The organism is Streptomyces sp. CNP082, from assembly GCF_059570535.1.
In genome coordinates this window covers 1-13562 of record NZ_JCANSZ010000099.1, presented here as the reverse complement: position 1 = coordinate 13562, position 13562 = coordinate 1, and the positions used below count along the sequence as shown (strand labels likewise).

Genomic DNA, 13562 nt, shown 5'->3' with positions numbered 1-13562 from the left:
GCCAGCAGCCGGTTCCAAGTGCCGTCGGCCGACCAGCGGCGGAAGCGTTCGTAGACCGTTTTCCACGGGCCGTAGCGTTCGGGCAGATCCCGCCAGGCCGCTCCGGTGGACAGCTTCCACAAGATGCCGTTGACCACCTGACGGCGATCCCGCACCGGACGGCCCATCCGCGAAGGAGCCAGCAACGGCTCGATCACCACCCACGCCTGATCAGTCAGCTCATGACGACGCACCACGAACAGACCAACGCACCAACCACTTTGCGGACACGACCTAGGCCCACGGGCCTCGGCCGCGGTGCCGTGGGAGATCATCCGGTTGCCCGATGCCGCCTGCACGGCGCCCGGGACACGATGCCGGAGGACCCTACGCAAGGAGCGCACCCATGTCGTACCCGGAAGACCTCGTCTACCCCGAGCCCCGCTACCACGGTGAGAGGGGCGAGGTGAACGCGAGGTTCCGGCCCGCAGCCGGCGCGCCGGACCTCACCTCGCCCGGCGGGTTCACCCGCTACCTCGCCACCGAGGAGTCCACGGGCGGTGAGTTCGGGCTGTACGACGTGCAGCTCGGCCCGCGCTCACCGGGGGCGAAGACGCACTTCCACAAGACGATGTCGGAGTCCTTCTACGTGGTCTCCGGCGAGCTGGAGCTGTACGACGGCGACAGGTGGGTGACCGGGCGCGGCGGGGACTTCCTGTACGTGCCCGTCGGCGGGCTGCACGGCTTCCGGAACACCACCGACGAGCCCGTCCGCGTGCTCATGCTCTTCTCCCCGGGCGCGCCGCGCGAGGAGTACTTCGAGCGGGTCGCGGAGATGTCGCAGCGCGGCGGCGAGGAGCTGAAGCAGTTCCGCATCCGGCACGACAGCTTCTTCGTGGAGGACTTCGAGGAGTAGCCCCGCCCCGGTCCGCGCCGGCGGTGTGGTGCGCACGCACCAGGGCACCCCGGTGCCTGGTCCGGGCGCACCAGGCGAAGACGGACACGGCAGACGATGTCCCGCCAGGCACCGGACGGGAGTGTGGGAGGTGCGCGGAATCCCGCGCACCTCCCCTTCCCGACGGTGTCTGGAGTGATCAAGAAGTGGCGACGTTTCTCTACCGGATCGGGCGGTGGTCCTTCCGGCGCCGCCGGCTCGTGCTGCGCCTGTGGCTGGGCGCCCTGGTGCTGGCGATCGCCGGTGCCGCCCTCGCGCCGGCCGGGGAGGAAGAAGACCTCTCCATGCCCGGCACCGAGTCGCAGAAGGCGTTCGACCTGCTGGACGAGCGCTTCCCCCAAGGCAACTCCCAGGGCGCGGAGGCCCGCCTGGTCTTCCAGGCTCCGGACGGACAGCGGGTGACGGCCGGGGAGCACCGGGCGGCCGTCGAGGACACGCTCGGCTCGCTGGCCGGAGGCGACCAGGTCGCCTCGGCCACCGACCCCTACGCGACCGGAGCCGTCAGCAAGGACGGCACCATCGCCTACTCCACGGTCACCTACGACGCGGAAGCCGTCGACCTGACCGGGGAGACGAAGGGCGCCCTTCAGGGCGCCGCGGACCAGGCCCGGGACGACGGGCTGACCGTCGAGATCGGCGGGTCGGCCCTGGACTCCGAGGAGGAGCCGGGCGGCACGACCGAGATCATCGGCGTGGCCGTGGCCGCGGTGGTGCTGGTCCTCGCCCTCGGCTCGCTCGTCGCGGCCGGGCTGTCCCTGCTGACCGCTTTCGCGGGCGTGGCCATCGCCTTCGGCCTGGTCTCCGCGCTCGCGGTGCCGCTCGGGCTGTCGTCCACCGTCGCGATCCTGGCGCTGATGCTGGGGCTGGCCGTCGGCATCGACTACGCGCTCTTCATCACCTCCCGGTTCCGCGACGAACTCGCCCGCGGCAGCGATCCGGAGGATGCCGCCGGCCGGGCGGTCGGCACGGCCGGGTCCGCGGTCGTCTTCGCGGGCGCGACCGTCTTCATCGCCCTGGTCGGGCTGGGCGTCGTCGGCATCCCCGAGCTGACGAGGATGGGCCTGGGCGGCGCGGGCGCCGTGGCGCTCGCGGTACTCGTCGCACTGACCCTGGTCCCCGCGCTGTTCGGCTACTTCGGCCGGCGCGTCCTGTCCCGCCGGGTCCGCAAGGCCACCCGGCAGGGCGGCGCCCGCCCGCACGTGCTGCCCGCCGCCGGCGGCCGGCCCGGGCTCGGCGACCGCTGGGCGCGGTTCGTGCTGCGCCGCCCGGTGGCGGTGCTGCTGACCGCGGGACTCGGCCTCGGTGCGGTCGCCCTGCCGGCGCTCAGCCTCGAACTCGGGCTGCCCGGAGACGAGTCCAAGTCGGTCGAGACGACCCAGCGCCGCGCCTACGACCTGCTGTCGGAGGGCTTCGGCCCCGGCTTCAACGGGCCGCTGACCGTGGTCGTGGACAACCCGGGATCCGGGGACGCCGAGGCCACGACGGATCTGGTCGCCGAGACCGTACGGGGCCTGGACGGGGTCGCGTCGGTGGGCGATCCGCAGTTCGACAAGGCCGGGGAGACCGCCGTCCTCACCGCCGTCCCGGAGACCGCGCCGAACAGCGGTGAGACCAAGGACCTGGTCAACGCGATCCGGGACGCCGCCCCCGGCATCGAGGCCGACACGGGCGCCGGTGTCCTGGTGACCGGCACGACCGCGATGAACATCGACATCTCCGAAGCCATGTCCGACGCGCTCGTCCCGTACCTGACCGTGGTCATCGGCCTGGCCGTCGTCCTGCTGACAGTGGTCTTCCGCTCGATCCTGGTCCCGCTCAAAGCCGCGCTCGGCTTCCTGCTGTCGGTCGGCGCCGCCTTCGGTGTCCTCGTCGCCGTCTTCCAGTGGGGCTGGGCGGCGGACCTGCTCGGCATCGGGCAGACCGGGCCCGTCATGTCGCTGATGCCGATCCTGATCATCGGCATCGTCTTCGGTCTCGCCATGGACTACGAGGTCTTCCTCCTCACCCGGATGCGGGAGACCTACGTCCACGGCGCGTCGCCCGGAGAGGCGATCGTCCACGGGTTCCGGCACAGCGGCCGGGTGGTGGCCGCCGCGGCGATCATCATGATCAGCGTGTTCGCCGGGTTCATCGGGATGAGCAGCCCGACCATCCAGACGATGGGCGTCGGTTTGGCCGCCGCCGTCGCCTTCGACGCCTTCGTGGTCCGGATGGCGATCGTCCCCGCGGTCCTGGCGCTGCTCGGCCACCGGGCCTGGTGGCTGCCTCGTATCCTGAACCGTGTGCTGCCGAACGTGGACATCGAGGGCGAGGCGCTGAGCAGGCGCGTCCCGCGCCCCGCGGCCGGTCTGGACGCGGCGGTGCCGCGGCTTCCCGCCGGCCGGCAGTGAGCCGGCCGTGACGGACCCGGCCGGCGGCGGCAGGTCACCACGCCGTACGCGGTGGCGGGAGGCGGCGGTCGTCGCGACCGCGTTCACGCTCTGCCTGCTCGGCGGCGTGGTGCAGGTCGACGACACGCTGTCACCGCCACCGTTCGCCGCCTACGCCATCGCCGTGGCGTCCTGTGCCGTGCTTCCCGTACGGCACCGGGCGCCACTGGCGGCGCTTGCGGCCACGACGGCGGCCGGGCTGCTGGTACCGCCCCTGGGGCTGCTGCTGGGCCCGCCCATCATGGCCCCCGCCGTGATCGCCGCCTACGCGTACGCGCTCCACGCCGGCACCGAACGGCGCGCCGCGGTCGCGGTGTCGCTCGCCGCCGCGGCGCTGCTGCTCGCCACCACCCCCTGGTTCGAGGACCTGTCCTGGCAGGACGCGAGCCGGATGGGCTCGGTGGCGGCGTTCCCGCTGGTGGCCGGGGTGCTCGGGCACTCGGCGCGCAACCGGCGGGCCTATCTGGCGGCCGTGGAGGAGCGGGCCCGGCGGGCGGAGAAGAGCCGGGAGAGCGAGGCGCGCCGCCGGGTGGCCGAGGAACGGCTGCGTATCGCCCGCGAGCTGCACGACCTCGTGGCGCACCAGATCACCCTGGCCCACGCGCAGGCCGCGGTCGCCGCCCACCTCTTCGACTCCCGGCCCGAGCAGACCCGCACGAGCCTCACGGAACTCGTCCAGACCACCAGCAACGCCCTCGACGACCTGCGCGCCACGGTCGGGCTGCTGCGCCAGTCCGGGGACGCGGCCGAGCCCGCGGAACCGGCGCCCGGGCTGTCCCAGTTGCCCGTGCTCCTCGACTCCTTCGGCCGCGCGGGCCTGGAGGTGTCGCTGCACCAGGAGGGCACGACCAGGCCGCTGCCGCCGGGGGTGGACCTCACCGCGTACCGCATCGTCCAGGAGGCCCTGACCAACGTGACCAAACACGCCGGCACCGGCACCGCGCGGGTGCGCCTCGTCTGGAACCGGGACCGCGTCACCCTCACCGTCGCCGACGACGGCGGCGGCGCCCGTACGGCAGCGGGCGCCGCCGGGCCCGAGCGCCCGTCCGGCTACGGTCTGATCGGGATGCGCGAACGTGCCACCGCGGTCGGGGGCCGCCTGTCCGCGGGCAACCGCCCCGAGGGCGGCTTCCTGGTCACCACCGAACTGCCCCTCCCGGCGGCCAGGGACACCACGCGCGCCGGGGGCGACTCAAACACAGGGGAGGCGCGGTGACGCTGCGGGTGCTGCTCGCCGACGACCAGGCGCTGCTGCGCGGTGCGTTCCGGATGCTGCTCGAGACCGCCGACGGCATCACCGTGGTCGGCGAGGCCGCCGACGGCAGACAGGCGGTGAGCCTCACCCGCGAACTGCGCCCGGACGTGGTGGTCATGGACATCCGCATGCCCGGAGTGGATGGTCTCACCGCCACCTCGGAGATCGCCGCGGACCCTCAGTTGCGCGGCAGCCGCATCCTGATCCTCACCACGTACGAGACCGACGAGTACGTCGCGCAGGCGCTGCGCGCCGGGGCCGGCGGCTTCATCGGCAAGGGCATCGGGGCGGAGGAACTGGTGGACGCCGTCCGTACGATCGCGGCAGGTGACACCCTGCTGTCGCCTGCCGCGACCCGCTCCCTGGTCGCCCGTTTCCTCGCCACCCCGGACGACGTCCCCCGGCACCACCCGGAACGGCTGGCCGTGCTCACCCCGCGCGAACGCGAGATGGTCGCCCTGGTCGCCACCGGCCTGTCCAACCAGGAGATCGCCGAGCGGATGTTCCTCAGCCCCTTCACCGTCCGCGCCCACGTCCAGCGCGCGATGACGAAGCTGGCAGCCCGCGATCGGGCCCAGCTCGTCGTCATCGCCTACCGGACGGGCCTGGTCCAGGCCGCCCCGGACGGCGACGGCAACGGCCCGGTGTGAGGGCGTGAGGGTCACGGCCGGGCGGTGAACTCCGGCAGCACCAGGGCGGAATGGGCCGGCCGCGGCGGCGCGGCCGGCATGGTGACCAGGCCGCGCAGCATGGCGTTGCGCTGCTCCAGGGCCCCCGCGGTGGCGGGGAAGAGCCTGGCGCCGCCGACGTCGACCAGTGCCTGGTTCGCGGCGACGAAGTCGCGTACGCCGCGTTCGCAGGCGGCGAAGGCCGATGCGAGATCGCGGTGCCCGGCCAGGGCGTGGGCGAGCATGTAGGCGCCGGCCAGCGCCAGGCTGGTGCCCTGGCCGGTCAGGAACGAGGGCGCGTACGCGGCGTCGCCGACGAGCGCGACCCGGCCGCTGGACCAGCGCGGCATGCGGATCTGGCCGGCGGTGTCGAAGAACAGGTCGTCCGCCTCGCCCATGGCCCTGACGAGCCGGGGGACCTCCCATCCCGCGCCCGCGAACGCCGCGGTGACCAGGTTCCGCTGCACGTCGGGGTGGCGGAGGTCACCGGGCGGCGGCTGCGGCCGGTGGAAGGTGAGGAACGCGTGCAGCTCGTCGTGCGCGCCGAGGGCGTAGAGGGCCGCGGCTCTGCCCGGGTCGTTCCACAGCACGAGCTCGCGGGAGAGCCCGAAGGTGTTCGGCACGGTGAACAGCGCGAAGCAGTAGCCGAGATAGCGGTGGAACCGCTCCTCGGGGCCGAACAGCGACGCCCGGGTGTGCGAGTGCATGCCGTCCGCGCCGACCACCAGGTCGTACGTGCGCCGCAGCCCGCTGGCGAACGTCACTTCCGCCCCGCGGCCGGACTGGCCGAGCCGGTCGACGAAGTCGCCGAAGAGGAACTCCACGTCGTCGCGGACGAGCGCGTACAGACACGCGGTCAGGTCACCGCGCCGTACCTCCAGGTCCCTGCCCCCGGCATCGCCGGTGACGGCCGCCGGGCTGACCGAGGCCACCTCGCCGCCCCCGGGGCCGAGGAAGGTGAAACGGCGCGAGTCGACGTGCACTTCCCGCAGTTGCGGCAGTATCCCCATCCGCCGGACCACCTCGACCGCCGTGCCGCGGATGTCGACCGGATAGCCGCCGTCGCGCGGGGCACCGGCCTTCTCCACCACCGTGACGGCCCAGCCGGACCGGTGCAGCCAGTACGCCAGCGCGGGGCCGGAGACACTCGCCCCGCAGATCAGCACCGTGCGCTTCCCGGTCGTGCTCATACCCGGGCTCCTTTCGTCGTGATACGGACAGCGAGCAGGGACAGCGCGGCGACCAGGCCGGCGGCGGCGAAGCCGGTGACGAAGGCCGACTCGGCCGGGAGGCCCCCCGGGCGGGCCCCGGCGTCGAGGATCGCGCCGGCGATCTGGACGCCCAGCGCGACGCCGACCACGCGCGTCACCACGAGCAGGCCGGTGGCGATGCCGGTGTCCCCGGGGCCGACGGCCGCCGCGGTATGGGCGACCAGGGCCGTCGTGCCGGCGCCCGCGGCGAACGCGGTCAGCACCTTGGCCAGGACGAGGTGCCAGGCCGAGGTGTGCAGCGCCGCCAGGGCGGTCAGCGTGGCCGCCGTGACGACGGCGCCCGCGAGGACCACGGCGCGCGGCCCGAACCGCCGCGCCGCGATCCCGCCGACCGAGTCGCTCACCGCGCCCGCGATGGCGCCGGGCAGCAGATACCAGCCGATGCCGGTGGTGTCGGCCCCGAAGCCGTACCCGTCGGCCGGCAGGGCGAACAACTGCGGGAGCAGGAAGACCACCATGCCGAGGCTGGTGGTGATGACGAACGTGAGCAGGCACGCGTGCCACATGAAGGGCCTGGCCAGCAGCCGCAGATCGACCATCGGCGAGACCGCCCGGCGCTCCACCGCCACCCAGCCGCTCGCGAGGGCGGCCACGAGCAGGGCGAGGGCGCCGATCGCGTACGGCGGCAGGCTGTGCCGCGTCACCGTCACGAGGCCGACCATGAAGGCGAGCAACGTGCCGCTGAGCAGCACCGCGCCGGGCCAGTCGACCCCGCGGTCCGCGGCGGCCGGCGGATCGTGCGGCGTCAGCAGGGCCACGGCCGGCGTCATCGCGATGACCGCCATCGTCGGCGCCACGAACATCCACCGCCACGACAGGGCGTCCGCGACCGGCCCGGCGAGCATCGTTCCCGCGATGCCGCCGCCGGTGAAGAGCGCGATGACGAAGCCGACGGCGGCCTGCGACCGTGCCGCCGGCAGGTGGGCGCGTACCAGGATGAAGGACAGCGGCAGCGCGCCCACCATGACGCCCTGGAACACCTGGCCGAGCAGCAGCACGGGCAGATTCGGCGCCAGGCCGGCCAGCAGGCCGCCGGCCGAGACCAGGGTCGTCAGCCCGACCAGCACCCGCTTGCCGCCGTAGCGGTCGCCGAGCATGCCCGCGAGGGGGGTGACGACCGCGCCGGTGACGAGCAACGTGTTGGCGACGAGCGCCCCTTCGGCAGGGCTGACGCCCCATTCGCGCTGCAGCAGCGGGAGCGCGGGCTCCACCACCGACTGCAAGGTGCCGAGGGCCAGGGCCAATAAGCCGAGGGCGCCGACCGGCAGCCATCCGGTACGGGCAGGGGGAGCCGCCACCTGTGGATCACTCCAGACACCGCGGGGGAAGGGAGGAGCGCGGGATGCGCGTCTCTCACCCTTCCTGCCGGTGCCTCGCCGGGCATCGTCCGCCGTCACCGGTTTCCCCTGGTGCGCCCGGACCAGCCCGTGGCCTGCCCTGGTGCCCGCGCACCACGGCCCGGTGGCTCAGCCCGTGCCGAACGCCGCCTCGAAAGCCGCGCGGTTCGCCGACCGCGGCTGCCGGTCCCACACCGCGAACACCAGCCGCGGGAACTGCCCCGCGAAGCGCCCGCCGGGGTCCAGGTGGGTCCGGAACGCCGCCGCCACCTGCGCCGGGTCGTTACGGAACACCCCGCACCCCCACGCACCCAGCACCAGCGCCGTCACCCCCGCGACGGCCGCCACCTCCAGCACCCGCTCCGCGCGCCCGGCGAGCACCTGGGGGATCCGCCCGGTCTCGGCCGGTGCGCGCTCGGCGATGACGCCCGCGTTGGGGGCGGCGGAGGTGAGGAAGGAGACGGTGTACGGCTCGTCGAGGAGGGCGTACGCGTCGTCGCGGAACACGGGGACGTCGGGGGAGAGGATGACGCGGTCGGTGTAGAAGGGGCTGCGGTCTTCGCGGTGGGCCGTGTAGAACTCGGGCGCCCGCAGCAGCGTCTGGTAGAGCGCGGAGGCCCGGCACAGCTCCTCCTCCTGCGCGCGGGCGCCGTTGACGTAGCCGCCGCCGGGGTTGCGGGCGGAGGAGAAGTTGAGCACCCCGACGCGGTGCGCCCCTTCGGCGGCCAGCCGCCGCGCGGCGGCGAGGGAGGTCTCGGCGGTCACCTCGGCCGGCGCTGCTTCCTGCCCGCCCGCCGCCTCACGCCACAGCGCGAGAACGTCCTTCACCCCGGCGACCGGCCCCGGCCCGTACATCCGCGTGCCGTCCGCCGCCCGCTCGGCGGCCTCGCCCACGGCCACCCACCGGCCCGCGGCCGGCTCGTATCCGCGCTCGGCGAGGATCCGCTCGTTGTCCTGCGCCACCTGGCGCAGCCGCGCGCTCACCGGGCACCGCCCGGGCCGGTCCGTACCCTGCCGCAGGCCGCCGGGGCGGTGCGGTCCGCCGTCCTCGTCATGCGGCGACGGTACGCGCCGGCGGTGGCCGCGACCACCGGTTTCCGCGCGCCGGCGGCTCTCAGGCCGCGGCCGGCGGGTTCTTCTTCGCGGCCTCCTGCTCGGCCTTGACGTCGGGGGCGTAGCGGTCGACGTACTCCTGGTCCGACATGCGGAGGATCGCGTACATGATCTCGTCGGTGACCGCGCGCAGCACGGCCTTGTTGTCCTCCAGCCCCTCGTACCGGGAGAACTCCAGCGGCTCGCCGAAGCGGATGGTGACCCGGCCGAGGCTCGGGATCCGCTGCCCGGGCGGCTGGACTTCGCGGGTGCCGATCATCGCGCACGGGATGACCGGCACGCCTGCCCGCAGCGCCATCGCCGCGACCCCGACCCGGCCCTTGTAGAGCCGGCCGTCGTGCGAGCGCGTGCCCTCCGGGTAGATGCCCAGCAACTCGCCCTTGGCCAGCACCCCCAGGCCCTCTTCGATGGCGGCCTGTGCCGCCTTGCGGCCCCGGCGGTCGACCGGGATCTGGCCGATGCTGTGGAAGAACCCGGCGGTCAGCCGCCCCTTGAGGCCGGGGCCGTTGAAGTATTCGGCCTTGGCGAGGAACGTGATGCGCCGCTTGAGCATCACGGGCATGAGGAAGTGGTCGGCGAAGGACAGGTGGTTGCCCGCGACGATCGCCGCGCCCTCCTGCGGGATGTGTTCCAGGCCCTCGATCCGCGGCCGGAACAGCGGCCGCAGCAGCGGCCCGAAGAACAGGTACTTCAGCAGGTGGTAGAACACCGCGGCGTCGCCTTCCCCGGTCGGTCGTCGTGCGGTGGCAGAGTAGCCGCGCGCCGCCCGCCGGGGGGAGGGGGGCGGGGGAAGTCAGCGGATCGGGACGCCGGCCAGGGTGCGGGCGATCACCAGCCGCTGGATCTCGCTCGTGCCCTCGAAGACCGTGTAGATGGCGGCGTCGCGGTGCATCCGCTCCACCGGGTACTCGCGGGTGAAGCCGTTGCCGCCGAGGATCTGCATCGCCCGTGCGGTGACGTCCTTGGCCACCTCGCCCGCGTACAGCTTCGACATCGAGCCCTCCGCCGAGGTGAACCCCTTGCCGGCGCTGGCCATCCAGGAGGCCCGCCAGACCAGCAGCCGGGCGGCGTCGATCTGGGTGCGCATGTCGGCGAGCTGGAAGGCGACGCCCTGGTTGTCGATGATCGGACGGCCGAACTGGACCCGCGTCTTGGCGTACTCCAGCGCGGTCTCGTACGCCGCGCGCGCGATGCCCACCGCCTGCGCGCCCACCGCCGGGCGGGATGCCTCGAAGGTGGCCATCGCTGCGTTCTGGACCCGCCCGCCGCCCGACTTGACCCGCTCGCCGCCCGACTTCGCCCGCTCGCGCGCCCGCGCCAGCCGCTCCTGCAGCTTCTCCCGGCCGCCGAGCAGGCAGGAGCCGGGCACGCGCACGTCCTCCAGCACCACCTCGGCGGTGTGCGAGGCGCGGATGCCGTGCTTCTTGAACTTCTGGCCCTGCGACAGGCCCGGGGTGCCCGGCGGGACGATGAACGAGGCGTGCCCCTTGGAGCCCAGCTCCGGGTCGACGACGGCGACGACGACGTGCACGGCGGCGATGCCGCCGTTGGTGGCCCAGGTCTTGGTGCCGTTGAGCACCCACTCGTCCTTGGCCTCGTCGTAGACGGCGCGGGTGCGCATCGCGGAGACATCGGAGCCCGCGTCCGGCTCGGAGGAGCAGAAGGCGGCCAGTTGTACGTTGTCGGCGTCGCCGTACATCTGCGGGATCCAGGTGCCGATCTGCTCCTCGGTGCCGTTGGCCAGCACGCCGACCGCGGCGAGCCCGGTGCCGACGATCGACAGGGCGATGCCCGCGTCGCCCCAGAACAGCTCCTCCATGACCATGGGGATGCTCAGCCCGGTGGGGTCGAAGTACTGCTGGGCGTAGAAGTCCAGGGAGTACAGGCCGATCTTGGCCGCCTCCTGGATCACCGGCCAGGGGGTCTCCTCGCGCTCGTCCCACTCGGCGGCGGCGGGGCGGATGACGTCGGCGGCGAAGCCGTGCACCCACTCCTGGACGGACTTCTGGTCCTCGTTGAGCTCGAACGTGAACTCCGACATCGCGCCTCCGCAGCCTTCGCACTCGTTACCCTCGGTAACGTAAGTCTGTTACCCGCGAGTAGACGCTGTCAACTCCCCTGTGCCCGCGGGGGCCCCGCGACGGGGTGCTAGGTTGCGCAGGCATTCGGGCATCCACCAGGCAGGGGAGCGGCTTCCATGGGCAACCGGCGCGGCGAGAGGGAGCAGGCGACCGAGGACCGGCGCCGCGAACTGCTCGAAGCCGCGGACCGGGTGGTCCTGCGCGACGGGCCGGGCGCCTCGATGAACGCGATCGCCGCCGAGGCCGGCATCACCAAGCCCATCCTCTACCGCCACTTCGGCGACAAGGGCGGCCTGTACCGCGCGCTGGCCGTACGCCACACCGACGCCCTGCTCGCCGCCCTGCGCGCCGCGCTCGACGCCCCCACCGGCCGGCGCGAGCGGGTCGAGGCCACCCTCGACACGTACCTCGCGGCCATCGAGGCGCGCCCGCAGGTCTACCGGTTCCTCATGCACCCCGCCGACGGCGGCACCGCGGACGCCCCGGAGCGGGCCGTGCCCGCCGAGGCCACCGAGCGCGACTTCGAGGTCGGGCGCCACTCCGCGCCGCTGCTCCGGCGTCTGGGCGAGGAGCTGGCGCAGGTCATAGCCGACCGCATCGACTTCGGCCCCGGCGGCGCGGTGACGGCCCGCGCCTGGGGGCACGGCATGGTCGGCATGATGCACGCAGCGGGCGACTGGTGGCTGCGCGAACGTCCCTGCAGCCGCGCCGAATTGGTGCAGAGCCTCGCCGATCTGCTCTGGGGCCGGCTCGCCGCCGCCGCGGACAAGGCCGGCGGCCCCGGGCTGTAGGGCCGCCGCGGGACGGCTCCCGCGCGCCGGGACGTGGCGGGATTCGGGGCCCGGCGCGGATCTCGGTAGGCTGGCCGCTACCGCGCCCCGCCGCAGGCCGGGCGGCGGACGAAGGACAACGGGGCACCGCGGAAGACGGCGCACCGCGCACGGGCACGCGAGGAGGAGCTACGACGATGGCAGGCAACCCGGAACCGCTGTCGCCACGGTCCAAGCTGGCCGTCACGGCGGGCAAGGCAGCGGCAGCGGTCTCCCGTGCCGCGGGCAAGGGCAGCGGCTCCGTGATCGGCGGCAAGGTCGCCCTCAGGCTGGACCCCGACCTGCTCGGCCGGCTCGCCGGCCACCTCGACGTCGTCCTCGTCTCGGCCACCAACGGCAAGACCACCACCACCCGGCTGATCGCGGAGGCCCTGCGCGCCTCCGGGCCCGTGGTCTCCAACGCGCTCGGCGCCAACATGCCCGCCGGCATCACCTCGGCGCTCGCCGGCGGCTCCGACTCCCGCTACGGCGTCATCGAGGTCGACGAGAAGTACCTCTCCGGCGTCGCCCGCGACGTCACCCCCAAGGCCATCGCGCTGCTCAACCTCTCCCGCGACCAGCTCGACCGCGCCGCCGAGACCCGCATGCTCGCCGAGCGCTGGCGCGAGGGCCTGTCCGGCAACAAGGCGCTCGTCGTCGCCAACTGCGACGACCCCCTCGTCGTCTGGGCCGCCTCCTCCAGCCCGAACGTCGTCTGGGTCGCCGCCGGCCAGGAGTGGAAGGACGACGCCTGGTCCTGCCCCTCCTGCGGCGGCGTCCTGCAGCGCCCCGGCGAGGACTGGCTCTGTGCCGAGTGCGGCTTCCGCCGCCCCGTGCCCAGTTGGGCGCTCTCCGGCGAGCACGTGCTCGACCCGCACGGCGCCGCCTGGCCGATCCGCCTGCAGCTCCCCGGCCGGGCCAACCGGGCCAACGCCACCACCGCCGCCGCCGTGGCCGCCGCCTTCGGCGTGCACCCGCAGACGGCGCTGGAGCGCATGTGGGAGGTCACCGCCGTCGCCGGGCGCTACGACACCGTGCAGTTCGGCGGGCGCGACCTGCGCCTGCTGCTGGCGAAGAACCCGGCCGGCTGGCTGGAGACGTTCTCCCTGATCGACCCCCCGCCCACTCCCGTGGTGCTGTCCGTCAACGCCCGCGGCGCCGACGGCACCGACACCTCCTGGCTGTGGGACGTCGACTACACCCGGCTGACCGGCCACCCGCTGTACGTCATCGGCGACCGCAAGCTGGACCTCGCCGTCCGGCTGGAGGTGGCCAACCAGAGCTTCCGCGTCTGCGAGCACATCGACGAGGCCGTCGCCGCCGCGCCGCCCGGCCGGATCGAGGTCATCGCCAACTACACCGCGTTCCAGGACCTGCGCCGCCGCGTCGGCAACTGACAGTGATGATGTTCGTGAGCGTCTCCCGGCGGGGTCTGACCCAGCGACTGACTGACCTTGGGTCCTCAACGGGATCTGTCGGCCCTGGCCGGGAGACGCTCGTGTGCATCCACCGAGCGGGCTGGCGTGACTTCATAAGAGCCTGGCCAGAGGCCCCATCACTGTCTTGTCCGCCTGCCCGGCCGGTGGCTGCCGCCCTTGTCGGATCAGGTGAAAGGACGGCGATGTCCACCATCGCACAGCAGACCCGTGAGATCACCGGCGGCGT

General features: G+C 73.7%; 12 protein-coding genes. 6 read left to right on the top strand and 6 right to left on the bottom strand.

Features of this window, described 5'->3' with window-relative positions:
- Positions 1 to 236, bottom strand: a 236-nt coding sequence (locus B124_RS35800; protein ID WP_496503601.1) for a transposase, incomplete at its 3' end; no start/stop codon positions are given.
- 149 nt (positions 237 to 385) lie between these two features.
- Between B124_RS35800 and B124_RS35795 the strand changes: the two genes are divergently transcribed.
- The 4 genes from B124_RS35795 (at position 386) to B124_RS35780 (ending at position 5268) form a co-directional block, all read left to right on the top strand.
- Positions 386 to 895, top strand: a complete 510-nt coding sequence (locus tag B124_RS35795; protein ID WP_496507201.1) for a cupin domain-containing protein — start codon at positions 386 to 388, stop codon at positions 893 to 895.
- Positions 896 to 1080: 185 nt separating this feature from the next.
- Positions 1081 to 3324 (top strand): MMPL family transporter, encoded by a 2244-nt coding sequence (locus B124_RS35790; protein ID WP_496507200.1) that lies wholly within the window; start codon positions 1081 to 1083, stop codon positions 3322 to 3324.
- A gap of 7 nt (positions 3325 to 3331) precedes the next feature.
- The gene (locus B124_RS35785) at positions 3332 to 4579 is read left to right on the top strand and encodes a sensor histidine kinase (RefSeq protein ID WP_496507199.1); all 1248 of its coding nucleotides are present in this window, start codon (positions 3332 to 3334) and stop codon (positions 4577 to 4579) included.
- Complete coding sequence (locus B124_RS35780) at positions 4576 to 5268, top strand: response regulator transcription factor (protein ID WP_496507198.1); 693 nt, start codon at positions 4576 to 4578, stop codon at positions 5266 to 5268. The genes B124_RS35785 and B124_RS35780 overlap by 4 nt, the downstream gene beginning before the upstream one ends.
- 11 nt (positions 5269 to 5279) lie before the next feature.
- Here B124_RS35780 and B124_RS35775 read toward each other — a convergent pair whose 3' ends face one another.
- The 5 genes from B124_RS35775 to B124_RS35755 all read right to left on the bottom strand — a co-directional run bounded on the left by B124_RS35775 (position 5280) and on the right by B124_RS35755 (position 11048).
- On the bottom strand, positions 5280 to 6476 hold the full coding sequence (locus B124_RS35775; RefSeq protein ID WP_496507197.1) for an FAD-dependent monooxygenase: 1197 nt from the start codon (positions 6474 to 6476) through the stop codon (positions 5280 to 5282).
- On the bottom strand, positions 6473 to 7855 hold the full coding sequence (locus B124_RS35770; RefSeq protein ID WP_496507196.1) for an MFS transporter: 1383 nt from the start codon (positions 7853 to 7855) through the stop codon (positions 6473 to 6475). Before B124_RS35770 ends, B124_RS35775 begins: the two co-directional genes overlap by 4 nt.
- Before the next feature lie 168 nt (positions 7856 to 8023).
- Positions 8024 to 8878, bottom strand: a complete 855-nt coding sequence (locus tag B124_RS35765; RefSeq protein ID WP_496507195.1) for a TIGR02452 family protein — start codon at positions 8876 to 8878, stop codon at positions 8024 to 8026.
- A 130-nt stretch (positions 8879 to 9008) separates the two neighbouring features.
- On the bottom strand, positions 9009 to 9716 hold the full coding sequence (locus B124_RS35760; RefSeq protein WP_496507194.1) for a lysophospholipid acyltransferase family protein: 708 nt from the start codon (positions 9714 to 9716) through the stop codon (positions 9009 to 9011).
- An 84-nt stretch (positions 9717 to 9800) separates the two neighbouring features.
- Positions 9801 to 11048, bottom strand: coding sequence for an acyl-CoA dehydrogenase family protein (locus B124_RS35755; RefSeq protein ID WP_496507193.1), 1248 nt, complete (start codon positions 11046 to 11048; stop codon positions 9801 to 9803).
- Between the two features lie 156 nt (positions 11049 to 11204).
- Between B124_RS35755 and B124_RS35750 the strand changes: the two genes are divergently transcribed.
- Together B124_RS35750 and B124_RS35745 are read left to right on the top strand one after the other, a co-directional pair.
- Positions 11205 to 11879, top strand: a complete 675-nt coding sequence (locus B124_RS35750) for a TetR/AcrR family transcriptional regulator (RefSeq protein ID WP_496507192.1) — start codon at positions 11205 to 11207, stop codon at positions 11877 to 11879.
- A 176-nt stretch (positions 11880 to 12055) separates the two neighbouring features.
- A complete protein-coding gene (locus B124_RS35745; protein WP_496507191.1) occupies positions 12056 to 13294 on the top strand; it encodes a DUF1727 domain-containing protein in 1239 nt (412 codons plus the stop codon).
- The last annotated feature ends 268 nt before the right edge of the window (positions 13295 to 13562 follow it).